Source organism: Sphingobacterium humi (assembly GCF_009768885.1).
Lineage (GTDB): Bacteria > Bacteroidota > Bacteroidia > Sphingobacteriales > Sphingobacteriaceae > Sphingobacterium > Sphingobacterium humi.
This window is the reverse complement of sequence record NZ_WSQA01000015.1, coordinates 124,042-148,602: the sequence shown is the minus strand read 5'-3', so window position 1 is coordinate 148,602 and position 24,561 is coordinate 124,042. Positions and strand designations below refer to the sequence as shown.

The 24,561-nt window shown below is 45.1% G+C and carries 12 protein-coding genes; 3 read left to right on the top strand and 9 right to left on the bottom strand.

Going from position 1 to position 24,561, the window contains the following annotated elements:
* Positions 1-16: 16 nt before the first annotated feature.
* The 9 genes from GQF63_RS17315 to GQF63_RS19725 form a co-directional block, all read right to left on the bottom strand.
* Positions 17-847, bottom strand: coding sequence for a PRTRC system ThiF family protein (locus GQF63_RS17315; RefSeq protein WP_160370505.1), 831 nt, complete (start codon positions 845-847; stop codon positions 17-19).
* Positions 844-1,569, bottom strand: coding sequence for a PRTRC system protein B (locus GQF63_RS17310; RefSeq protein ID WP_160370504.1), 726 nt, complete (start codon positions 1,567-1,569; stop codon positions 844-846). The genes GQF63_RS17315 and GQF63_RS17310 overlap by 4 nt, the downstream gene beginning before the upstream one ends.
* The gene (locus tag GQF63_RS17305; protein WP_160370503.1) at positions 1,566-2,735 is read right to left on the bottom strand and encodes a hypothetical protein; all 1,170 of its coding nucleotides are present in this window, start codon (positions 2,733-2,735) and stop codon (positions 1,566-1,568) included. Before GQF63_RS17305 ends, GQF63_RS17310 begins: the two co-directional genes overlap by 4 nt.
* Positions 2,736-2,752: 17 nt before the next feature.
* Positions 2,753-2,971, bottom strand: a complete 219-nt coding sequence (locus tag GQF63_RS17300; protein WP_160370502.1) for a PRTRC system protein C — start codon at positions 2,969-2,971, stop codon at positions 2,753-2,755.
* An 18-nt stretch (positions 2,972-2,989) separates the two neighbouring features.
* Positions 2,990-3,607 carry a PRTRC system protein E gene (locus GQF63_RS17295; RefSeq protein ID WP_160370501.1) on the bottom strand — a complete coding sequence of 206 codons (618 nt, stop codon included), beginning with the start codon at positions 3,605-3,607 and terminating at the stop codon, positions 2,990-2,992.
* A gap of 196 nt (positions 3,608-3,803) precedes the next feature.
* Positions 3,804-4,514 carry a DUF1281 family ferredoxin-like fold protein gene (locus GQF63_RS17285; RefSeq protein WP_160370499.1) on the bottom strand — a complete coding sequence of 237 codons (711 nt, stop codon included), beginning with the start codon at positions 4,512-4,514 and terminating at the stop codon, positions 3,804-3,806.
* 269 nt (positions 4,515-4,783) lie between these two features.
* Positions 4,784-5,857: a DUF932 domain-containing protein gene (locus GQF63_RS17280; RefSeq protein ID WP_160370498.1), complete on the bottom strand. Its 1,074-nt coding sequence runs from the start codon at positions 5,855-5,857 to the stop codon at positions 4,784-4,786.
* 44 nt (positions 5,858-5,901) lie between these two features.
* Positions 5,902-6,294, bottom strand: coding sequence for a single-stranded DNA-binding protein (locus tag GQF63_RS17275; RefSeq protein ID WP_160370497.1), 393 nt, complete (start codon positions 6,292-6,294; stop codon positions 5,902-5,904).
* A 185-nt stretch (positions 6,295-6,479) separates the two neighbouring features.
* Positions 6,480-6,695, bottom strand: a complete 216-nt coding sequence (locus tag GQF63_RS19725) for a hypothetical protein (RefSeq protein ID WP_212592632.1) — start codon at positions 6,693-6,695, stop codon at positions 6,480-6,482.
* Positions 6,696-6,910: 215 nt separating this feature from the next.
* Here GQF63_RS19725 and GQF63_RS17270 point away from each other — a divergent pair, with 215 nt between their 5' ends.
* The 3 genes from GQF63_RS17270 (at position 6,911) to GQF63_RS17260 (ending at position 24,526) form a co-directional block, all read left to right on the top strand.
* Complete coding sequence (locus GQF63_RS17270) at positions 6,911-16,939, top strand: Tc toxin subunit A-related protein (protein WP_160370496.1); 10,029 nt, start codon at positions 6,911-6,913, stop codon at positions 16,937-16,939.
* Between the two features lie 70 nt (positions 16,940-17,009).
* Entirely contained in the window at positions 17,010-24,170 is a 7,161-nt protein-coding gene (locus tag GQF63_RS17265; protein WP_160370495.1) for a SpvB/TcaC N-terminal domain-containing protein, read from the top strand.
* Between the two features lie 2 nt (positions 24,171-24,172).
* Positions 24,173-24,526, top strand: a complete 354-nt coding sequence (locus tag GQF63_RS17260) for a hypothetical protein (protein ID WP_160370494.1) — start codon at positions 24,173-24,175, stop codon at positions 24,524-24,526.
* The last annotated feature ends 35 nt before the right edge of the window (positions 24,527-24,561 follow it).

The following is a 24,561-nucleotide window of genomic DNA, read 5'->3' as shown; positions in this document are numbered from 1 at the left end:
CCCGGTTTTTCGAGCTTTAACCGACTTTTATCGGTTGGGTACGGTAGTCTTTCAGATTGTGGAAAAATCCCCTGTATTCCGTCATCCCATAACGAAACAAACCCCAAAGCAGGGAGCAGCCCATTTGGGTTAGTGAGGAATTGATAAATAAATCTTGTTTTTGCAATGCTTCTGCCAATGAGCAGCTTGGCGTATTGTCCTCCTGTTCAGATTGCTTCAGCAATTCACCAAATTCTTCGGTAATCATTGGCAGACTTACAACCGTTTCGTATTTTTCTGATTTAGGTTGCTGAATATCTCCTATTGTAGATAGTAAGACTTGCCCTGTATGCTGGCTGTTACCAAAGTCCAACCAATATTTGGGTGCATCTCTGTAATTTCTAAGGTTGCCCAATGCATTCAATATTTCTGCTACGGTAAATCGTGCCTGTACATTATCTACGCAAGTAATAAAAATGGTTGCCTGTGCTTCTTCGGGCAATCGTCCATATTTGTCCTTTTCAAATTTTCGGGTTTCGGCTTTCCAATTTGTACCCGAAAAGCGATTGGCTCGGTTAATCAAGGCTACGGATTTGTACAATCCTGTTTCACATTCAGCAAAACGCTGTCTTCCTAAGTTAGCAGTCGTGACTATATCGTCATCCCAAAGTCGGACTTGCAACCCTGCGTGTCCCAACTCAATCAAGCTATGGTTCATTTCCATTAATGCAGTCAATACCTTTGAGCCTGTACCACCTGCACCGATTAGGTTTACCGTAATCGGGTTGGTGGGGTTTAACAGATAGTTATCTGTGAAATGTACTTTAGTTCGAATTTGCTCACTACAAGTAGTTTTCTCTGCGTTCATCGGAATAGATTTTTGAGGGTTTTATTGTTCTTTTTTAATGCTTCCTTTGGAAAGGGTTTATTAGTATTAACAAGGTCTTTCCAAAGGTTTACAATGTTCTTTTTGGTTAGGTTACTGCATAATGAATAGCTGAAATAGGAATTGAAAAAGTAATGTTCCCACGCCTGTATAAATTCCTCAACCGAAGCCGAATTTTTAATATCAATGCTTACCGTTCCCATACACACGTTGCCTTTTTCGTAGATGTTGAAAAATGGAGCGTAATGCAAAGGCGATTTCTCGGTGGGTCTTCTGTTGTTTGCTAAAGCAAAAACAGTCAAACTGCTTTTACTAGCTAACCAAAGCATTGCAGGTACTTGTGCCATTCCGTTGGGAATGCCCAGACTATCCACAAAATACAGTTGCCTTTGCTGTGCCTTAGTGTACCATAGCACCTTGCCTTTATCAAGGCTCGGATTGATGTGCAGTACATTGGTAGGCAAAATTCCTCTTGACTTTAAAAAGGCGGTATTCTTTTCTTCATCGGTCTGTAAACACTTTGCCAAAACATTGGCTTCTTTTACGGTTAATGGGTGGGCATTGATAGGGTTGCCGTTCTTATCCATATCAAAATGCTCCACATAGGTTTCTTTGTCTGTGTTGTTGGTTGCGTAAAAAACCAAAGCAGATTTAGGAAAATAAAGCGTTCCAAAACTTGCTGTTATGTCTTTTGTGTTGTTCATTTTTCTGTGGTTTTATAGCTATACAATAGGTATGAAAGGTCGTCCAATAGTTCAAACAGGCGGTTTTCAAAATCAAGGTTGGTTGCAGATATTTCGCTTCCGTCAAAGGATTTGTTAATGATAGGTTCTTCCATTGCTCCATATTCGTTAAACTCGTTGTTTATACTGTCTGAAATGCTTTCATACAGCCAACCTTTGGTATCAGCGATAAAGGAAATATACTTTTCCATTCCGATAACCTCGTTTTCACAATCATCGTTATAGGGGTCTTGTTCGGGCATTGGTGCGTTTCGAAAAATACTTGCTGTCGGGTATTCCGTGTAAAGAGCAAAGGCATTACAAGCCACGTTCCAACATTCTTTGTCGAATGTATCACGGCTTTTGAAACGGCTTAAGCGCTGTTCAAATAATGTTAGGTTGATATGGTTGTACAACTTTTGTTCAATCCTGTCGCCAACGGTTTCCGCTTTTCTCAATTCACTTTTATAACTTTCAGTATCTTCTGTTTCATCGTCTTGTTCTACCCAATCTTTGTGCGTTTCATACAGCCAACACAAATAACTGTCTTCCTGTCTGTAATACGGTATCTGGGCAATATGATATAGATAACTACAAACCGAAATCAACATATGTGCCGTGTGTTTCCGCTGTTTGTCGTGCAACATTTCAAAGAGTGGAACAAGGGGAATGTAAAACAGCGTTGTGCCTGTATCGTACCTTTCTACACTCGTTAAAAAGGTTTTCTTACTGTCCTGTACCAATTTAAAGCCGTCCCAATTTCTATCGCTTAGTTTCATTTGAGTATCTATATCCCACATAGCCAAAACCATATTGTAGGGATAGCCGTAATCCTGTCGGGTCTGCATTGGCTCAATGCTGTAATGCTCGGTAAGTTGGGAAAGGGACTTACAGAAATCCCTTTCCGTTTTCTGACAAGTCTGTACGGATTGTTCCGTTTTCAGTTTAGGCAGAAACGTACACTTTAAGATACCATTGGTAACATGGCTATTGGTACGGATTTCCGTTTGTCTTTCCGCACATGGTCTGCATCTTTTGGTCTTTGCATCCATTGTGCGAATTCGCCCAACTGTCGGTGTAACTTTTGTTGCCTTTGCTGTTCGGGTATTTGGATTGTTCCCGATATTTTGTTGCGTTGCATAGTTCATTGCTCTTGATTTTTGGTTTAACCTTTCGTACCCATTACACTTTCAAAATGGTACTCAACGGTATCGTCCTTAATCTTCGATGCTGATACCTTTGCAGTTGTCAAAATCGGGTACATATTGGCGTAAAAATTCATGACGGCTTCCACGCTCCAACGTGGTTCGGGGTCGGTCAGTCTGATGTCCTGTCGTTTATCTTTGAGTATAAAAACTCGTTGTAATTGCGTTGCTAATAACATAATGTTCCGTTTTAATGGTTAATACTCTGTTTCTTCCTCGTCTTCGCCTGTTTCATCAATGGGATAATCGGCAGTAACTTCCGCTACCTGTGGCGGTTTGGGTGTCGCTTCCTCCATTGCACCGAAAAGGTTAGGCGTTGCGAACTTGTTGGACAATGATGTTTTGCGTTTGCGTATCTCGTCTGCTTTTTCAGGAAAATCCGCTATGTCGGGTACTTTCATCCACGCTTCACGGAATTTACCCTCTTTCTCCAACTCGTCCACCTTTGCCATACTGTCTTTGTATTTCTTGTCTTTGGCTTCTTTTTCCTTTTTGACTTTCTCGGCTTTCTGCTTCTCCATTTCGGATTGCATTTTAACTGCTTCCATTTGCTTCATAAAGGCTTCCATATCGACCATTAAACCCGAAACAGTTTTAACAGGTGCGGTTATCTGCTGAAAAAATCCCTCGTCAAACTCTTGGGGCGTGGCGTTAAATATCAATGGGGGAATGAGGTTTTTGGCACTATCTCCGCATTGCTCATTATTGAGAATAACCGATACAATTAGGTTATTTTCTACTCCTTTGGAAATGTTCAGTTGCAATACGCCTGTAAAATCCAACTGCTGTATCTGATTGAAAAAATTTGTATTCATTGTTCTAAATTTTAATTGTTGTTACTTGTTTGTTTGAGTGCTGTCAGTTTCTCGTACATATCCGTCCAATAAGCTTTTTGCCGTTTATCAAACTCAGAAAAACGCTTATTCTTATGCCTGTGTTCCTTGTAATTTGCCGTTATCCTTATGGCTTCATCAAGGTCTGTAACTTCGATTAGGAAACCGTTTAAATCTGTTATATACATTGCTTTTCATCTTTTAGAATTACCATTGTGTTATAATTAAAGGCATAATCAAATGCACCGTTTGAAACCTTGTGCCGTCTTTGCAGTTCTACCCCCTCGTCGTCCCAACCAAAATCGGGCAGACTGTTTACTCTTGCCACTAGCTGTGCATTGGTAAGGTGCTTAAAGCGTTCTTTGCACAACTTTTCAATCTCTGTTTCTTCGTTTTGGATTTTGATGTTGTTAAAATGATTTTCAATTTTGCGTTCCAATAGGGTTTCCAGTATTTCACAATCACTGTCATATTTCTTGCCCTCAAAATCATAGCTGTCGGATTCTTCATCATATTTGTATCCTTCAAAATCCTCGTCCTCCAAATAAATATCTGTGAGTAGCTTGTCGGAAAATGTTGCCTTGCCATATATCAAGCAACCCATTTCTTCGTAGTCGTGTATAAAATCTACTTTATACCGCTCTGCTATCTTCTTCAAAACTTCTGTGTTGGGCGACCATTTCGTTTCGTATTGAAATACGCCTGTACAGTCTTCCTCTTGGAAGATGTCGAAAAAATAGCCACCGTTACTGTCCTCTACGAAGTCAGGTAGTTGCCCGCAATTTTCTATCTCTTGCTTATCAGCCATTGCCGTGAATAGCTGTTGTATCTGTTCGATTGCTTCGGGTTTCCCCTCGAAAACAACCGTATTATTGCACCAGTTCGCCATAGTTTAATTTTTTATTCGTTACGGTTTGATGTAAAAAATCCGTTTGTGTAATAGCCAATAATCTTCTCCCAAAGCCGTATTAGGCTGTTCGTATCTACATAGTATTGTTTCGTTCGGTTACAGTAAATGACATATACATGTACGTCTTTGTACTCCTTGTTGTGGCTATATGATTTAGCCAGTTGTTTTGCTTCGTTCTTTGATGTTGTGTGCATGGTTTTTATCTTTAAAAGGCTACCACCGTTTAAGGCGGTAGCCTATCGTTATTTTTAATTAAGGTTTAGGATTTCAGCGCCGTCCGAAGCATAAGCGGTACACAGATCAAATGCCTTTTGTGATTTCAGTTGAGCCGTACCACCTAACACGATACTCTGTAACTTGGCTTCGTCATTTCTGTAATTGCGGACATTTTGAAAATAGCCTGTAACAGCATTGTATGCTCCAAACAAAGTACCTTTGGTAGTTTCCATTTGCTGTGTGTCGCTCATCATAGCGTAGCCAAATGCATCATCTACGGTATTTTTGAACACAGTCGAAACCTCATCTTCCGCACCCTTTTGGAGTAAGTCAAGGGTTTCTTTGTTCGGGCAAAGTGCCAACTGTATCAACTTTTTAACCTCTCGGTCTGATACTCTAACCTTTGCCCAATCGTTGAAAATGCCCTGTAATTGGTTACTCAATATATTCGCCAACCCCATAATCTTGTGGGCATTCTCAATACGTTGTTTTGCTCCCGATGTATGCTTAATGCGTACTACATTAGTCATACTCCGCAAACTTGCATTAAGGGTGTTTTGACAAACTATCCTGATGGGCGTAAACGCTGCGGTAATACTTCCGCTTCCATCGTGACTTGTGGTCAGGAAGATGTATTTTTCCGTTACATCATCTTTGTTACCTACACGGATATAGTCGGGTAATTTAGCTGTGATAAAAATGCGTTCCCCTTTGCCCAATGCTCCTGCGGTTTCGTACAGAATACCGTCCCCACCGCCTACGATAGCATCAAAGAAATTAAACGCTTCACGGTTCTGCACAATGTGGTAATCCTTACCCACTACGCCCAATACCGCATTGTTATCCGTGCGAATATTGGCGAAATAGTCAGGTACTGCCAATTCGTTACTGCCTATCTCGATACCCTGTGCAGTTTCTATAATGCCCGAACCTTTGGCAAACAATGGGGATTTGACTACCTCGTAATCTAACCCTGCGTGTCTGATAGCTTCCTCGCTTGTCGGGTATTGTTCTACAAGTTGCCCCAAACCGTGCCACGCTTTTTGCTGTACTGTAAAGAAACTGTACTCTCCTGTTCGCTCGTTAAAATTTAGATTGTGTGCCATAATGCTTAAAATTTTGATGTTTGAAAAATGATTAAATGATTGTTTTAAAATGGTAGGAAGTCCTCTGCTGCCTCTGCTGTAAATCCGTTGTTTTCTGATTGTGAAGTGGCTTGTACTGCTTCGGCTCTTTTGCCACCTCCGTGCAGTTTGATGTTTGAGGTATGGAAATTCAACCCTGCTTTTGGTTCACCCTCTTTGTTTACCCACGCTCTCGGACTTATCCGCCCTGTGAGTTCTACCAAAGTACCTTTTGTCAGTAGCCTTGCCACGTTTGCACTTATCCAATAAGCACAATCGAAATAAGCTGTTTGCTCCACCCATTCGCCCTGCTTGTTTTTGTAACCGTCATTTACTGCTACTGAAAAGTTTACTACCTGTTTTTCGTTCGACAATGTGCGTACTTCCGCATCCCTTGTCAGTCTGCCTGTGATGTTCATCTTGCTTGATTTTTAGTGATTGATATTTGATTTAATTTTTCTGATTTATTCGGTAATGAGAGGTGGTGCTGTTTCGTTTCATTACCATTTTCAATGCTTTTAATTTTCATAACTGACATTTTTTTTATTCGTCCAAAGAGCCGGCGTATGCTATGTTTCGTTTCACGAGCATAAAAGGTTCGTGTTTAGCCGGCACAAGGTTTTGGAAAACAAATACTACCCAAGGGGTGGAGATTTTTTTCCAGACTTGCATGACCTTGTGCCGGCGTTAAAAACACGGAAATACCTTTGCTCTTGAAATGGAACAATAGAGCATACAGGCTTATTTGAATAAAGGAAAATGTGGAAGCCGGGAAAATAGCATTGATGAATGGTTCAAAGTGAATGGAAATAACACTCATAATTCGCTGAATTTAAGCCGGCACCTGCTTTCGGATATTTGCGTCAACGTAATTCTATATAACGTTCATACCAAAATAATCAACATAAAAAATAGCTAATCAAAACTTTACGTATAAACACCTGTTATTTAGATAAATAATACTGTATATTTAACTATTATAAACGCTACCTGATTATGTCGTACTATCACATTGTACCTCCGTTAAATCAGTCCATGACTGGCGTCGATGTCAGAAACCTTCAGGACATCATGCTCTTTCTTATTGACAAGGGTGATATTGTTTTCAATCCGGGTTTTCATACCGCCTTTCTTGATGAACGGGATAACAGTACTTATGGTTCTGCCACTTCTGAATACATCTACGCATTCAGGAATGCCAAAGGGATATTGCCTGTGAGTGGCAACGTAGACGGACCAACAGCCGTTGAGCTTAATGCACTGTATGACCAGTATCCACCCGAACCGGAGCCGGAACCGGCAGAATTTCTTAAAGTATATGGCTACATACGACATATATCAGGCAACCAATTACCTGAAGTATATGATGTCACCATAAAACAGGTGCTGTTTTCATCTGCGCTCAGCATAGGTACAACACAACAGGACGAATACGGCTATTACAGTTGTGATATAGATAAAAGTACACTTAGCGGCCAAGGACCTAATTATGTGGTTCAGGTATTTGTAGATGATACCCCAATTGAGCTAGCGTCGTCAGACAAAAAAGGCGTATCCTACATTGATAATGAGGTAAGAATTGACATAATGTTGGATAATGACATCAGCATTGCCTCTGAATACCTCACCCTAAAAACAAAAATTGAAGATGTTATACAGCCTACACCTATCAAAAACCTGACATTTGATGGAGAAGACTCTAATGCGGCTTATATAGCAACTGTAACTGAGGAAAGCCGGTTCTATATCAGCCTGATGATACAGGCTTTTCAGTTAAGCGACCGTTTAGAAGACCTCAATCCTGAGCTTATTTACGGATTATTCCGTATGAACAAGCCGGTACTTGCCGAACAACTGATATTCCAACCCGATCAGAATCTGTTGGATGCCTTGCAGATTGCCATGGATACAACCATCATCGGCAATTATTCACAGGCTGCCTTAAATGATTTCGTCGCCGCGCTGAAAGCAAGGCTCGTATCCGGTTGGAACAATGAAAATGCGTCGGATACTCTAAAATCATCCACATTTAAAATTTTCAATAAGGTATTTTCAAATGCAGCACTGACCAATGGTTTCATGGCTCTTTATTTCGGCTATGAAGATGAGGAGGATTTCTGGGATTTTATAGGAACACACGCTACATACGGCACATATAAAGACCGTTTAAAAGCCATCACTGAAGTTTCTCCGGTTTCAGGTAGTAATCCCGCTCTGGCAGGCCGTATGCTTGAATTGCTGGAAGGCGGTACCTATTCTGGTAGTAAAACACTGCCTGTTACCCCAAATGTTATGGAGCCGGATCTTCTGGCCATACTAACCCTAACAGACTGGCAGACGCTGGTTACAGAGTGTGCCTCGAACGATGCTGCTAATTTTTATTATCCGGATTATATTGAAGGGGAAAATAATACAGAGCGGAACACAGCCTACGCAAAGCGTTTATTTGAAAACTTTGCCGTCATCTATCCGACAAGATCCTTTGATGCGATGATCGCCGGTGATGCCAATACCGCCTTTAGTGAAATGAAACTGAGTCTGAACAGTTTTATAGGCGACAACCCTGGTTTCGACATCCGAACAGTAGATATCAGGGATTTGTCTTCACCATCTAGTACATACGATTTTACCGGTGTCAATGACCGGGAGGCTTTTATTGATGAAGTTGCCATAACTCAGCGCTTAATGGGGCTAACCTCCCTTTATCCGGCGGTTTCCGCCATGGCTGCCGATGGCCTTGTATCCGCCTTTCATGTCAGCAGGATGTCCTCGGCTGATTTCGTGGACACCTATTCCGATAAGTTCAACGACGATGCAGAGCTTGCAGAAAGCGTTTATGCATCCGCCGGCACCATTACAGCACACAGCGTTACACGTACCTTGCAGTATCAGAATCTGATCAATGTGCCCAACTCATGGGACGGCATCGGTTCGCACATACCGAATTACGTTGACCAAACGGCCATACCTTACCCCGGCACACCACCTGCCAACGACCCATATGCGGAATGGCGCAGCCTGTTCGGCTCGCTGGATGCCTGTACCTGCTGTCACTGCCAGTCCCTGTACAGCCCTTCGGCTTACCTCGTGGATACCCTGCATTTCTTTAAAACCAAGGCCGTTGATGTCCATAACCGTCTGGTCAATGACCGCCGGCCCGATATCCGACATATAGAGCTGACCTGTGAAAACACCAATACACCGTTGCCCCAGATTGATATTGTCAATGAATTGCTTGAAGACATTGTATCTACCGGAAATTACGAGGTATACGCCCGCCAAACCACAGCGGATGCTGCACATCTCAGGGCTGTTCCAGAGCACATCAACGCTGACGGTGTAACAATCACAAACGGTAGCACGACAAAAACACTGGCATCACCCTATACCAAACTAAAAGCTGCACAATACCCATGGAGCCTGCCCTATAATTTTTACCAAAGACAGATTGCCGTACATCTGGACATTGCCGGTGTGAAATCATGGGAACTGGCACAGCGTTTTAGTAAGCAAGATGTAATCAATGCCTGGTCAACTTATCAGAATGCAGTCAACTATGCCGGTGCTCCCAATGAGCTGGCACAGATCATTACGACTTCCAGTCCCGTTACACCACCAAACAATGCCTCGCTGGCGATATTTTACGGCTTTATTACTGGATATACCCACGGCAGCAACACATTCAGGGCTAACATACCTGACCCGCGTGCCAGAGGAACATATTTGGCTGTTAACAGTACTGACTGGATTCAAAAACTTGTCGGACGTGTAGATGTATTCCTCCAACAGACCAAACTGACTTATAAGGAGCTACTGCACCTTTTGGACTGTTATTTCCTCAACCCGGTCAATCCGGCTGATCCGCAATCTCGCATTTTAGCGATAATGCCCAACGATCAGGCTCAATCTCCCTCAACATGCAAACTGCATGAGCTTAAGATAAGTCCTTATAACTTCAATACAGATATTCCCGTATTTTTAGATAAGCTGCACCGTTTTGTCAGGCTAGCAAAAGCTCTTGGCTGGCAGTATTACCGGCTGGACAAAGTATTGAGGACACTGGGCAGCACGAATATAGACCAGACGATCTTTACAAAGGTCATGCAGGTCAGACGGCTTGCCGATTTGTACAAAGTCAGTCCTGAGCTGTTTTGTACACTTTATGCAGACCTTGATACCGCCCTTTACCGGGATTACGGCAAAGAAAATGAAGAATGTGAAGTAACCGACATCCCGAACCAGTATCTGACGATCTTCCGCAACCCCGCAATGAAGAACGTAATTGAGAACGGCAACTATCCGTTTAAAGCGGATCATACAGCTATTACGAACGTAAGCAAGGCCGATCTGACGAATTATTTGTCGGGTATATTACAGCTTTCCACACAAGAAACCCAAACATTGCTGGATGAAGCTTACAACGTCTATAATATTTCGACAGACCCATTCATCCCCTCCCTTTCTTTTTTAAGCTATCTGTGTAGACAGAATATTTTGATCAAGGCTTTGAAAATCAGCGTAAAGGACTGGCAACATTATATGAAATGGATCAGTCAGCCTGCGTACTTCGGCAACAAAACCGGCACCACTGATCCTGCCAATGACACGGCAGCAAGACCTATATCCATCTTTAACGCTCCCTCCGCCAACTATACGGCCCTGCCCTTTGACACACTGCGCTTTGCCCATGTGGTTTCAGGGATTAAGGACACAGAACTGCGCCCACAGGATACAGATTATATCCTGCTTGACCAACCAGTGGATGCCTTGTCAGATGACAAAGCTAATATCGATCTTGCCCAAAAACTGGCCGGTCTGAGAAACGAACTGTCCAAAAGCTGGTACCCTGCTTTTGATGCCGTTGACGACAATGCAGGCCTTGAACTGAAAGCAATACTGCTTACAATACTCACAGAAGGCGATGCCGAAAAATTACTGGAAATACTCAACAGGGTTTTGGATATCACGCCGGAATACAACAGCGGAGACAGAACATTTATTAATGATGACCTAAGTTTCTTCCTGCCTCCAAATGCAGACCTCATCCTTGCAGATGATTCTGATAGCAACTATCTGGACAATACGGAAGACCGGTATAATTACGTATACGATAATTATTGCCTTTACCTTAATGAACAGGTGCTTAAACCTGCCGTCAGCAATTATCTGGCTACTTCCTACCGTCTGGATGCAGGCACGACACATTTTATACTGGACAAAGTTGTTTATATTGGTAACGACAACGGTTTCGACATCCTGCTGGATGCCGATTTCATTACCGGTACCGACCCGCTTGAAAGGTGGGATCCTGCCAATTCCGCAAGCGACCAGTTCAGGGTTATCCTATACCTTCATAAAGCATCCATACTTGTCAATGCTTTCAGATTAAGCCTAACAGAAGTCCAGTATCTGTGGTACAACAAGCTGGATGCCGCCCCTACTGAGTATGCACTGCCCGATATACTAAGATTAATGGATCTGCCAATAAGAAACGGCAAGACAGATACCTTCCTGCCCGGTACTGACAGCGATGCCACATACCGTCTGCTCAGAAACTTTCTGCAATGGATGCGGATAAGGGTGTTTACAGGTTCGGATATCACCATCCTGTTTGACGCCGTCCGCAAAGGCACTACAAGCCTCTCACCTGTTGTGGCACAGGTTATGAAAATGAGCGCATCAGATACGGCAGCCCTGCTGGACATTCCTGTCACCAGTTCCACAGACACGGGTATCCTGGGCATTGATCCCGCGCTATCCTATACGCTGCCACTGACTTACCTGCGCATCATGGACTGCCTTGAAATGCAGTACCTGATGCCTGCCGCCATGGGAGCGTTGGACGATGTGGCAACTGCTGCTATCAGTGCTGCTGTACAGGCCGATGCATCAGTGGTCATTCACCTCGTCAGGGCGCCTTATAACAATACGCAGTGGCTCTCCGTGATAGAGCCGGTCAATGACAAGTTACGGGTGGAACGCCGGGATGCCCTGCTGGCCTTTATGTTGGCTTACCCGCCTTCCAACTATTACAATAACTGGCTAACCTCCCACGACATCTACGAAACCATGATGGTGGACGTAGAGATGATGCCTGTTGTCTCAACCACCCGTATCCTGCTGGCCAACAATACGATTCAGCTCTGGATTGACAGGGTTCTTTTACAGCTGGAATCAGTCACTCTTACCAACACCCTCGCCCGGCAGTGGTATCAGTGGCGAAGAATTTACAGATTATGGGAAGCCAACCGCAAAATATTCCTCTACCCCGAAAACTGGATTGAACCGGAGCTGAGAGACAACAAATCACCGTTCTTTTTGGAGCTGGAAAATTTCCTTAAACAAAATGAGATCAATAAGGATACGGTTGAGGAAGCATACAATACTTATCTGGAACGGCTGGAACAGGTGTCAAGTCTAAATGTAATAGGTATTTACCGGGAAACAAACGATACCTACAACGTTTTCAATCCCGACAACAACGATGTGGTGCATGTCTTTGCCAGAACAAGGTCTGTACCCTATATCTATTTTTACAGGAAACGCGTCGCCAGAGAATGGACCGCCTGGGAAAAGATGGACATTGAAATCAGCAGTGACCATTTCATCCCGGTGATGTGGAGAGGAAGGCTTAAGCTGTACTGGCTGGAATTTACAAAAGATCAGGAAACCAAAGGACTAAGCGATACACGGAGATCGGACGTCGGATATGTAACGCCTCCTAAAGTCCGCTGGAGGATACAGCTTGGCTGGACAGAACTGAAAGATAACAAATGGACACCCAAGGAGATCAGCTCCGAAGCATTGTACAGCAATTTTATTGCGGAAGAAACACCGGTTGACTTAGATCAGCTACCATTTTTTCATTTACGTGAAATGAGCAACCGTGAAAACCGTCAATGGAACAAGGAAGGTGACCTTGAGCTGATTAGAAAAGAATCCTTCAATTTCTTTTGCTCCTATGATGCCAGTGGCAGACCGCAATTCAGGGTAGTTGAAAGAAATTATGCTTTGGATAATGCGGTAATGAAGAAAATATATAATGATCATTATTATATTATTCAAACGAGCCCGCTGGTGAGATTTAGAGTACTTAAGAACCCAATTGACAGTCTCAAAGCCCATTTCGATAAAGCTTTCCAAGATTGGAATCAACAATTTAAATGGTCTTCTGACGAAGTAGTTACGAACGGTATGTTTGAACTGACACCAAGAGGTGTTGTGGCTATACAAAAAGGCAATAACGCTGCCAACAGTATCATTTACGACGATCTTTACAACAAACCCAATAACATAGACCTTTACAATAATGCCTACTGGCCGGCCAATACAGATTACTGGTATAACCTGCTGCCAGGTGATGGCTATTCCCATTTTCCGGACAACAACATCAAGCTGCTCAAGTACGCACCCGGCAATACCTATAAAAACGACCCGTTTGACGGCTCAGTTATTTTAAAGTATCCCAGTATCAGCAATCCCAATACAACTTACCTGACACCACCGACGAAAAGGGTTGTCGTTAACAAGGAAAAGGCCAAGTACATTGTCCTACCGCGTGTAGTCCCTGAAAACTATTCGCCGGGTTCAAAAATAGAAATACCGTACTTCTTTTATAAAGACAAGGATCATACTTTCTTTGTCGAAAAGGGTATAATCAGTCTTACACCTCAGGTGACGGTATCCAACAATAATATGGCCAGCCCCGGCATTATGCCTGTACACACAGCTCCCGCTAGTGTACAGATGAACACTGTCAAAAACGACAATTCCGGTTTTTCAAGTATAGGTTTAAGCGGTGTGTTCTCTGCCTCGGCAAACAGCGGTGCTTCTGTCCAGATGTCAGGTTATCCGGTCAATGTAAGCCCGTCAGCTTCCCCTGGCGGATCCAATGTGCCTGTAACTGCTCTTCCGGGTGTTACAGCTTACCGCTTTCATAATTTTACGTTCAGCCGTATTGATGATTTTCTGGATATTCTCCATGCCAAAGGTACAGACGGACTTCTTGATCTTGGTTTTACAGGTGGCTTTACGGATAGGATACAGTTTGATAATGTGTACCAACCTACCGGCAGCGTTGATCCAAGATACCCTGATGACACGCTGGATTTCAGCCCCGAAGGTGCCTATTCACTGTACAATTGGGAACTGTTTTATCACATACCAATATTCATCGCTAACAAATTGTCCCAGGATCAACAATTTGATGACGCCCGCAGGTGGTACCATTACGTGTTCAACCCGACCAATAAACAGCCGTCAGGCAGCACAGCTAATCCACTAAGCCGGTTCTGGAACTTTAAACCGTTCTATGATAATACCAATAATATTCCGACAATAGCAGATGTGCTGGCTGACCCCTCCGTTAACCCGGCCATCGCCAAATGGGCAGAAAATCCGTTCAACCCACATTCGGTAGCCCGTACAAGGTTGTCGGCCTACATGAAGAATACAGTCAATAAGTATCTGGACAATCTGATTGCCTGGGGTGATGTGCTGTTCCGCAGGGATACCAGGGAGTCCATCAATGAAGCGACCCTGCTCTATGTGCTGGCCGCTCAGATCCTGGGAAGAAGACCGCAGGAAATCCCCGCTAGGGCTCAGCCACAGGTACAGACCTATTACACTCTTAGTACCCAGTATCAACTCAACGACTTTGGCAACGCCATGGTCAAAATAGAAAATTATTTATTGTCGTCCGGTGCCACAAAGCATTCCATACTGGTACCTTCCAGCACCAAAGTCAGCCGGCCAACCAGTGGCACACCTGCCGTATTATCAAATTCAGGTGCAACAGTATTTACGAACCAGGTATTTACAGGTGCCAATTTTCCAGTACTGGCTAACTCATCGTCTGCTTCCACCGGTAACCTCAATTCCAGTCTACAATTAACCATAGACGAAGCACAGCAGATCATCGGTAATATGTACTATTTCTGTATACCGTTCAATGACAAAATGCTGCAATACTGGGATATTCTGGCAGACAGGCTCTTTAAGATCAGGAACAGTCAGAACATTGATGGTATTACCCGTACATTGGCTCTGTTTGACCCGCCAATTGATCCGGCCTTGCTGGTAAGGGCGGCTGCGTCAGGCGCATCTCTGTCCGACATTCTGGGAGACCTCAATGCACCCTTGCCTAATTACAGGTTCAATACCCTCAGCGCCAAAGCCACCGAGCTCGCAGCAGAAGTAAAGGGACTTGGAAGCCTCCTGCTCACAGCGCTAGAAAAGAAAGACGCCGAGCATATAGCCCTACTGCGGAGTACACAAGAGCTGAACGTGCTCAATGCCATGACCGACCTGCGTAAATTACAAGTAGAAGAAGCCCAGCAGCAACTCGATGCACTCTCAGTACAATTGGAAACAATCAATGTTCGCAGAGATCATTTTCAGAATTTAATTGATGAAGGCTTAATTGGCGGAGAACAAACGCAGCTCATTAGTGCAAATATAGGTACAGCACTTACTGCTGTTAGTGCCAGTACGTCTGTTCTTGCAGCTACAACATCACTTTTCCCTAATCTGACTATTGGCGCATTCTCTTTTGGTACCCATTTCGGTGGTGAAAACCTCGGAAAGTCGGGCAAATACAGTGCGGATGCCATAGGAATACTGGCTGCCATGAATAACCACATAGCGCATATGGCCGGGCTGAATGCAGGATTTAAAAGACGCCAACAGGATTGGGAACTTCAGGTCAAAACCGCCACTATCGAAATAAAGCAGGTTGAAAAACTCCTTGTGGCCGCAGAGATAAGGAAAGCCATGGCAGATAAGGAGCTGGCCAACCATATACTGGTGGTAGCCAATTCGGAGCAGATGGATACTGCGATGCGGGATAAATACACCAATGAGCAGCTTTACGAATGGATGGTCACACAAATTTCACTCACCTACTTCCAGGCTTACAAACTTGCTTACGATACAGCAAAGAAAGCTGAAAAATGTTTCCGATATGAATTGAACCTCACTACCAGTGACTATATCCGTTATGGCTACTGGGATAGTCTGAAAAAGGGGCTTTTGGCCGGTGAAAGCCTGATGTACGATATCAAGCGTATGGAAGTGGCCTATCTGGATAAGCACAAAAGGCAATTGGAACTAACCAAACATATCTCGCTGGCTTCGCTAAATCCTGATGCGCTGATCGCGTTGCGTCTTGGAACAGAGTGCCAGATAGAGCTCCCAGAATGGCTTTATGATATGGATTACCCGGGGCAGCACATGCGCCGCATCAAGTCCGTAAGCATCAGCATACCATGCGTAGCCGGTCCTTATACCACCATAAGCTGCAAACTAACCCAAACCTCCAGCAAATACCGCCACAACGGTTCATCCGGGGCTAGCTACGAGGAGGACACTGATAACGATAGCCGCTTCACCTACATGTATGGCAACATTCAGTCTGTTGCTACGAGCAGGGCAGATCAGGACAGTGGTTTGTTTGAACTCAACTTCAGGGATGAACGCTACCTGCCATTCGAAGGTACCGGTGCCATTAGTAAATGGACAATCGAGTTACCTGCCGCATATGCTCAGTTTGATTACAATACCATTCAGGATGTGATCCTCCACATCAATTATACCGCACAGGATAGCGGGGCAACCAAAGCAGCGGCTAGAACATATGTGGAAGACGTGATCAAGGGTGATACCGATGGCGAAGGTCTTTACCGCATCTTTGACCTGAAAAACGAGTTTCCGGATGCATGGAAAAAAATGCTGGCAGATAACAGCTTTATGTTATCACTGGACGATATCAAAGCCAGACTGCCTTACCTTGTGCAAGGGTTGGATATTAGCGATCTAAGCGTCACTATATTTACGGATAAAAAATTTGATTGTAGGTTGACCAGCATTGCGACTCCTCCTGATGTTGACCCAAAATATGATATCTCCGCTGAGACTGCGAGTGGTTCAGGGCAATGGAAAGCGATTTTAAGAAACGATATTACCGGGGCTGATATTTCAGGAACGGTTTACCTGCATGTAAAAGAAGGTATGGATATTACAAACGTCGGCTATTGCTGGATGGTTATGCAATACAAGGCGGAATAGTAGTTGTAAAGCGAATAAAAGTACATAACAATAACAAACATATTTAAAACTCATAAAAAACCAAACGCGTATGTCAGAGGGCAGGAACACGAACGGCAGACCGCATCCATTAAATCAATACAGCGTATCTGCGCAAAGTGGCGGCGGCAGTGGTCAGGACGACAGCCCTTATTACAAGGCGCAGTCGCCTGAAATCAGCTTGCCCAAAGGCGGTGGCGCCCTTAAAGGCATTGATGAAAAGTTCAGCGTGAATGCCGTGAACGGTACAGCTGCCCTCGAAATCCCTTTGCCGTTAACACCCGGCAGGGGCGGCTTTACACCTGCCCTCTCCCTGAGCTATAATTCAGGCGCCGGTAACAGCGTGTTCGGCCTCGGCTGGGACCTGAGCCTGCCCACCATTCAGCGCAAAACCGACAAACGCTTACCCGAATATATCGACATTCAGGAGTCCGACGTGTTCCTACTGGCAGGTGCCGAAGACCTCGTACCCCAGCTTAAAGCCAACGGCGACCCTGATGTTGTGACCTCTGGCATCTACACCATCCATCGGTACCGCCCGCGTACCGAAGGGCTGTTTGCCCGCATCGAACGCATCAGCAAAAAAAGTGGCGGCTCCTGGTGGCGCGTCACCACCAAAGACAATATTACCACCTGGTACGGCCTTGATGCCGCTTCAAGGATTACCAATCCTCAAAGACCATCGGTCATCTTTCAATGGCTGCCTGTTTTAAGCATCGACCATAAAGGCAATGCGCAGCAGTACAGCTATGTCCAGGAAGATACGGCCAATGTAACCCCTTCAGCCTTTGAGTTCAACCGCCTGAACGGTACGGCCCGCTTTTCTAATACCTATCTTAAAAAAGTCAGCTACGGCAATACCCTCCCTTATTTTGCGGGCGATGATGTCTTTGTGCCGGATATGCCCGTAACAGACTGGCTGTTTGAATCGGTTTTTGATTACGGTGACCACAGTGAGCTGTCACCCGTACCCGATCAGATTTGGCCGGCCAGAACAGATGCATTTTCCAATTACAGGGCGGGCTTTGACATCCGTACCTACCGCCAATGCCGCAGGGTGCTGATGTGTCACAAGTTCGCGGATCTCAATAACGGCAACACCACTGTGGTGCGCAGTTTAGAGCTGCATTACCGCAACGATGAAGCTACAGAAGCCCTAACGGCAACCGATCTTATTACCCAAGCAGTACGACGCGGCTATAAATGGGTGTATAATACGACTACCGAAGCGTGGGAAGCGCAAAGCAAAGCATTACCGCCGCTGGTGCTGGACTATATACCCCTCCAATGGGACGATACCCTGCATACCGTTTCACAGACAAATTTTACCGGTGCACCGCAGGGACTTACAGACCCTTACCAATGGACGGATTTTGACGGTGAGGGCATCAGCGGTATTCTAACAGAACAGGCACAGGCCTGGCATTACAAGAGCAACCTCGGGGATGGTCAGTTTACCCCACCCCGCACCATTGCCCAAAAGCCCCATGCCAAAAGGCTCCAATGGCAAGACCTGGATGCCGACGGCAGCAGGCAGGCCGCTGTATTGGACGGCCCCGTCACAGGCTACTGGGAGCTGAAAAATATACCCAAAGAATATCCCGCCGAAGGACAGTGGCAGCCATTCAGACCTTTTGATAAGAACATCAATATTGATTGGGACAGTCCGTTTACCTTACGTCTGGATTTAGACGGCGACGGCCGACCCGATACCCTGATTGCAGATGATACCGTATGGACATGGTACGCCAACAAAGGCCGTAAAGGTCATGATACCGGCGAAAAGAGCAAGGTTTACCGGGATGAGGAGCAAGGCCCTGTGCTATTGCTCAGAAGTGGTGTGCAGAGCATTTTTCTGGCTGATATGAGCGGTGACGGTCTGACAGACCTCGTAAGAATCAGAAACGGAGAAGTCTGTTACTGGCCCAACCTCGGTTATGGACAATTTGGTGCAAAAGTGACCATGCAGGCTGCGCCTGTCTTTCAACCACCAGACATATACAATCCCCTTTACCTCACACTGGCCGACATCAGCGGCACAGGCACCGCCGACCTGATCTATATCGGTACAGGAAAAATCATGGCGTGGCTCAACCACGCCGGCAACGGCTTTGGCGATGGCCATGCCATCAGCGCTTTGCCCTCCACCGACCAATACAGTAAAATAGCCGTGCTCGACTTTCTGGGCAACGGCACAGGCTGTATCGTGTGGAGCAGCCCTTTACCGCAGCATGCCACCGCACCCATCCGCTACATCGACCTGATGGGTGGCAGAAAGCCGTATCTGCTGGAAAACTACAGCAACGGTATGGGTAAAACGGTGCAGTTGGACTACAAAAGCTCTACGAAGTATTATTTAGACGATAAAAAAAACGGCATCCGCTGGGCTACCAAACTGCCCTTTCCTGTGCATTGCGTAAGCAAAATCACCACACAGGATACCATCAGCGAAACAGCTTATACACAAACCTATAAATACAGACACGGCTATTACGACCGCCCCGAGCGGGAGTTCAGGGGTTTTGGCTATGTGGAAACCCTGGATACGGACATGGCTGTCATTAATGGCGGCAACTTAGACCAGCCGCCTGTGCTGACAAAAACCTGGTACCATACCGGGGCATGGCTCGACGGCGATATCCTGGTCAACCGTTATAAGGAAGATTATTATCCGTTTGAAGGCTGGGACGACTTTGCAGAAGTGGCAGCCTTGCCCCTTACTACAGACTGGCAGGAACACCGGGAAGCCCTGCGCGCCCTTAAAGGAAGCATGCTCAGGCAAGAGGTGTATGCGCCCGACGGTACGGACAAGGCCGCCATACCCTACAGCGTCACCGCTACGGCCTATAAGGTCTTAAAGCTGCAAGGCTTACCCAAAGGTAAAAGAAAAGAAGCCGGAGGCTTACCGCCCTTTGCCGTGTTTATGACCTTACAGGAGCAAAGCGTGGTGTTCAGTTGCGAAAGGAATGATGAGGACCCCCGCGTGGCGCACGAGCTGGTACTGGAAACCGACGAATATGGCCATGTGCTGAAAAAAGCGCAGGTGGCTTACCGCAGAAAAGCGGCGCATATTGATCCCTCTCTGCCCAACCCTGTCAAAACCGCACAGGCCAAAACACACATCACCTGCACCCAACATTTCTTTACCAATGATGCCATTGATGATACCCATTACAGGTATTACAGACTAAGAGTTCCCTACAGGGAAAAAAGCTGGGAGCTGAACCCCGAGGCCAATCCGCTGAATGCGCTTTATACCGTAGCTGAGCTGCTGGCAGAAATGGACAGCGCGGCTGAGGTGGATTTCAGCGCCACGCCCGGTGCCGGTGAAAAAAGGTTATTGCGTCATACAAAAGCATTGTTCTTAGAGAACGATGCGGCTACAGTTATGGCAGAAGGTCTGATTGAAAGCCTTGCCCTGCCTTACGAAAGCTATACCCTCGCCTTTACACCGGATATCCTTACCCAGTGCTATGGCACAAGGGTGAATACTGCCATGCTCGAAAACGGCGGCTATATCCAAGACGGCAATCAGTACTGGCTACCCTCAGGAAGGGCGCAGTACGAAGACCCCGAAGACCATTTTTATACCCCTCATATTTATACCGATCCCTGGGACAATAATACGGTCATCACCTTTGATGCCAACAGCTATTGGCTGCTGCCTCAAAGCGTGACCGATGCCAAAGGCAATGTTGTCTCGGTAACGGTTTACGACTGGCATACCTTACAGCCTTTGGTGATGAAAGATGCCAACGATAATGTGACCCAAATGCTGTACGATGCTTTGGGCTTGCCGGTGGCTATGGCGGTAAAAGGCAAGGACAATCCCCTCAGCCCCGAAGGCGACAGTCTCGACGGCTTATCGCCCGATGATACCGCTGATGCGGCTTTGCAGGACGCCTTCTGGACAAGTCCGCTGACCAATGCAGCGGGGCTGATCAAGGGTGCCTCATGGCGCTGCGTTTACAAGCTGGACAGCCTGCCCGTCCATGTGGCGATGATTGGCAGACCGGAACATTTTTATCCTTCACAAACGCCTGTTACCAATGACGAGTGTCTTTTACAGTTGACCTATACCGACGGCTTTGGCAGGGAGATCATGCAAAAGAACCGTTGTGAAACCACAGCCTCCAACGGCAACAAGCCGTGGATCGGCACAGGCAGAACGATTTACAACAACAAGGGCAACCCTGTGATGCAGTACGAGCCGTATTTCAGCAGTACACATCAGTGCGACACCGCTGAACAGGCATCAGCCGACGGCGTAAGCCCTCAGCTCTATTACGACCCGCTAGACAGGGTGTACAGAACCGACCTGCCCGATGGCAGCTTTACCAAAACTGAATGGACGGCATGGGAGCAAATCGTCTGGGATAACAACGATACGGTATTAGACAGTGACTGGTATGCCGCACGCATTGGCGGCGGTATGGGGACTGAAGAAAAAGATGCGGCTGAGAAAGCCGCAGCACATGCGGATACGCCCACCATCATCCATACCGATACCCTAGCCAGAGGATTTTATACCATACAGATTTTAAGGGTAACTGAGGTTCTCGAAGTTACAGTTCTCGAAGCCATCCACAGTCATGAAGTATTAGACATACAGGGCAACCGCCTATCGGTAACCGACGGCCGAGGCTTAACACCTTTGGCATACGCTTACAACATGCTGCAAGCACCCTGCAAGCAGGTCAGCACCGACAGCGGTACGCAGCGCACCTTACCGGATGCCGCAGGGCAACCACTGTACGCATGGGATACCGACGACCGGCTGACCGAAATGGTGTATGATGAATTAAGACGCCCATTGCAGCGCAAAGTCACGCATAGCAGCGTTACAAAAGTGCCGGAAGTCTATGTCTATGGCGAAGGACAAACCAATGATAAAGCAAAAAATTTAAGAGGACAAGTCTATAAAATCTACGATGGCGCGGGAGTTGCAGAAACACCGGACTATGATTTTAAAGGAAATCCTTTAATACAAAAGCGTACCTATACCGAAGATGCTACACAGCACCCCGACTGGACAAGCATAGGCAGTGTAAATTTAGAAACGGAAACCTATGATACGGCTACGGAATACGATGCCCTCAACAGACCGGTAAAGCTGACCACGCCAGATGACGGAGAAACAAAATATACCTACGATAAAGGCGGTTTACTGAAAACCGTTGAGGTAGAAAATGTACACAGCTTAGATACGGAAATTGTAAACAATATTGAGTACGATGCGAAAGGGCAACGCACCAAAGTACAGTATGAGAATGGTACAACGACGACTTACGAATACGATGAATTTACATTCAGGGTACGGCGGATACGAACCACCAGACACAACGACAGTAAAGAGTTACAGGATTTAAGATACTGGTATGACCCGGTAGGAAATGTTACGCTTCAAAAAGATTTAGCACAGCAAACCGTTTACTTTGATGGCAGTGTAGCCGATGCCAAAAACGATTATACCTATGATGCGCTGTACAGACTGATACAGGCAGAAGGCAGAGAACATGCGGGCAATAATAATGCGCCTGATTATAACGATAACAGCCGCAGAGGTATTACGCCAGTACCAATAGCCAGCGCAGATACCGCCAAAATGAGGCGGTATACACAACATTATGCGTATGATGAGGTGGGTAACTTTATAACGATGCAGCATACCGTAGCAGGCGGTACAGGCAACTGGACAAGGTATTATACCACAGCCAACAACAGCAACAGATTACAAAGCACAAAAATAGGCACAAGCGGTACACCCGAAACGTACACTTACGATAACAGGGGAAACATTGTCAGTGGTTTTATCCACTTACAGAGCTTAACGTATAATGCTGAAAACCGTTTGGAGAAAGTAGAGATAGATGCCAACCGAACGGCGTATTACCAGTATGACAATGCAGGGCAAAGAGTACGTAAAACCATCATTGATACCAACAGTAACATCACTGAAGTAAGAAAGTACGTAGGTGAATGGGAAGTGTACAGCAAGTCTGTAAGCTCTACTTTAACTTTAGAAAGAGAAACATTACACATCAGTGATGACACCGGAAGAATCGCCCTGATAGACACACGCACTACCGGAACAGGCGCAGAACCCGCACAGTTATTGCGTTACCAATACTCCAATCATTTGGGTACAGCTACCTTAGAGTTAGACGATGCAGGAGCAATCATAAGCTATGAGGAGTATTTTTCTTATGGAAGTACTTCTTTCCAAAGCGGACGTTCTTTAGCAGAAGTATCCCTCAAACGCTTTAAGTACTGCTCATGCGAAAGAGACGAAGAATCAGGTTTGTACAGTATGGGTGCACGCTTGTACATCTGTTGGCTTGCAAGATGGACAGCAGTAGATATGCTGCAAAGTGAGATGCCCACTTGGAGCAGCTATAATTATGGATTTTGTAATCCTGTAGTTTGGAAAGACAGTACAGGGATGCAGCCGGAGGAAAAAGATCCACCACAAACAATACAAAGCGGCTCAACTAGACTTGTTTGGGATAAGGAAATTGGTGATTACACACTACGTGAAGTAGTGGTTACCGCACAACGAATTCCGGGTATATACAATACTCGTGTAGTAGAAGAATTATTAGGAAATACAGTTGATAATACAAAATATGGTACATTTCAGGTTACTCCTGAAATGCTAGATAATATTGCTGCTTATAAAGAGGCTTTACAAAAAACGACGGTATCAAGCACTAATTCAAATTGTTACACGTGCTGGATGTACGATTCAAAAAACAGCGATGCCTTCGAGCGCGCTCATGAATTGGGATATATGCCTGCAAAGGGATCAGATGGCTTTGGAGTAAGTTTATCAGGAGGAGCAAGTGGTATTGTTTCCTCTGGAGAAGGAAATGTTGGTTTTTATACAGATAGAAATCAGAATTTAGGAGTATTTACTGGAGCAGGGGCTGGTTCAGGGGTCTCAACTCCTGGATTATCAGGCTCTCTGAACTTAGATTTTTATAATTATAACCGTACTCTCAATACAGATTATATTAATGGACCTTCATTAGTTAATAGTGTTCAAATAGGCATCATAGCTTTTAGTTATAGCCAATCTATTGGAAGTAATTTGAAACCCAATGGAATGTTAAATATATTTTCTATAAGTTTTGGATTGAAGGGGTTTGGAGTACATCAAAAAATAAATGTAACAGGATATTATGGTACTAAGAAAAATGATCAATCAAAGTAACTATGAATTTTAGACTAGGAATGTTTATTGCAGTATTGTTTATGTCATGTACTGATTGTGAAGAGAGTGTGTTTATTACAAATAGTGAAATAATAGGTAACTTAAAAATAGATTCTCTATATGAGAGATATGGTGATCGAGCCATGACTGCAATGTCAAACAAGACAAAAATGACTATAAAAATATTTGACTATCATTCATTTCCTATTCTTCCACAAGTTGGTGATAGTATAGTGAAGTTCTATGGTGAAATAACTTATACACTGTATCGTGGCGATAGTTTTTATGTGATGGGGATGAATTGTAATAAGAGGCAAGTTGTTGTCTATTCAAGGGGATCTGTAATTGGTAGGTAATGTTGGTATTGATGCGACAGTGGGTTTTGGGTTTG

Excerpts from the sequence above, each read along its gene's own strand:
- GQF63_RS17315 (WP_160370505.1), bottom strand. The coding sequence starts at position 847 with ATGAACGCAGAGAAAACTACTTGTAGTGAGCAAATTCGAACTAAAGTA.
- GQF63_RS17310 (WP_160370504.1), bottom strand. The coding sequence starts at position 1,569 with ATGAACAACACAAAAGACATAACAGCAAGTTTTGGAACGCTTTATTTT.
- GQF63_RS17305 (WP_160370503.1), bottom strand. The coding sequence starts at position 2,735 with ATGAACTATGCAACGCAACAAAATATCGGGAACAATCCAAATACCCGA.
- GQF63_RS17300 (WP_160370502.1), bottom strand. The coding sequence starts at position 2,971 with ATGTTATTAGCAACGCAATTACAACGAGTTTTTATACTCAAAGATAAA.
- GQF63_RS17295 (WP_160370501.1), bottom strand. The coding sequence starts at position 3,607 with ATGAATACAAATTTTTTCAATCAGATACAGCAGTTGGATTTTACAGGC.
- GQF63_RS17285 (WP_160370499.1), bottom strand. The coding sequence starts at position 4,514 with ATGGCGAACTGGTGCAATAATACGGTTGTTTTCGAGGGGAAACCCGAA.
- GQF63_RS17280 (WP_160370498.1), bottom strand. The coding sequence starts at position 5,857 with ATGGCACACAATCTAAATTTTAACGAGCGAACAGGAGAGTACAGTTTC.
- GQF63_RS17275 (WP_160370497.1), bottom strand. The coding sequence starts at position 6,294 with ATGAACATCACAGGCAGACTGACAAGGGATGCGGAAGTACGCACATTG.
- GQF63_RS19725 (WP_212592632.1), bottom strand. The coding sequence starts at position 6,695 with ATGAGTGTTATTTCCATTCACTTTGAACCATTCATCAATGCTATTTTC.
- GQF63_RS17270 (WP_160370496.1), top strand. The coding sequence starts at position 6,911 with ATGACTGGCGTCGATGTCAGAAACCTTCAGGACATCATGCTCTTTCTT.
- GQF63_RS17265 (WP_160370495.1), top strand. The coding sequence starts at position 17,010 with ATGTCAGAGGGCAGGAACACGAACGGCAGACCGCATCCATTAAATCAA.
- GQF63_RS17260 (WP_160370494.1), top strand. The coding sequence starts at position 24,173 with ATGAATTTTAGACTAGGAATGTTTATTGCAGTATTGTTTATGTCATGT.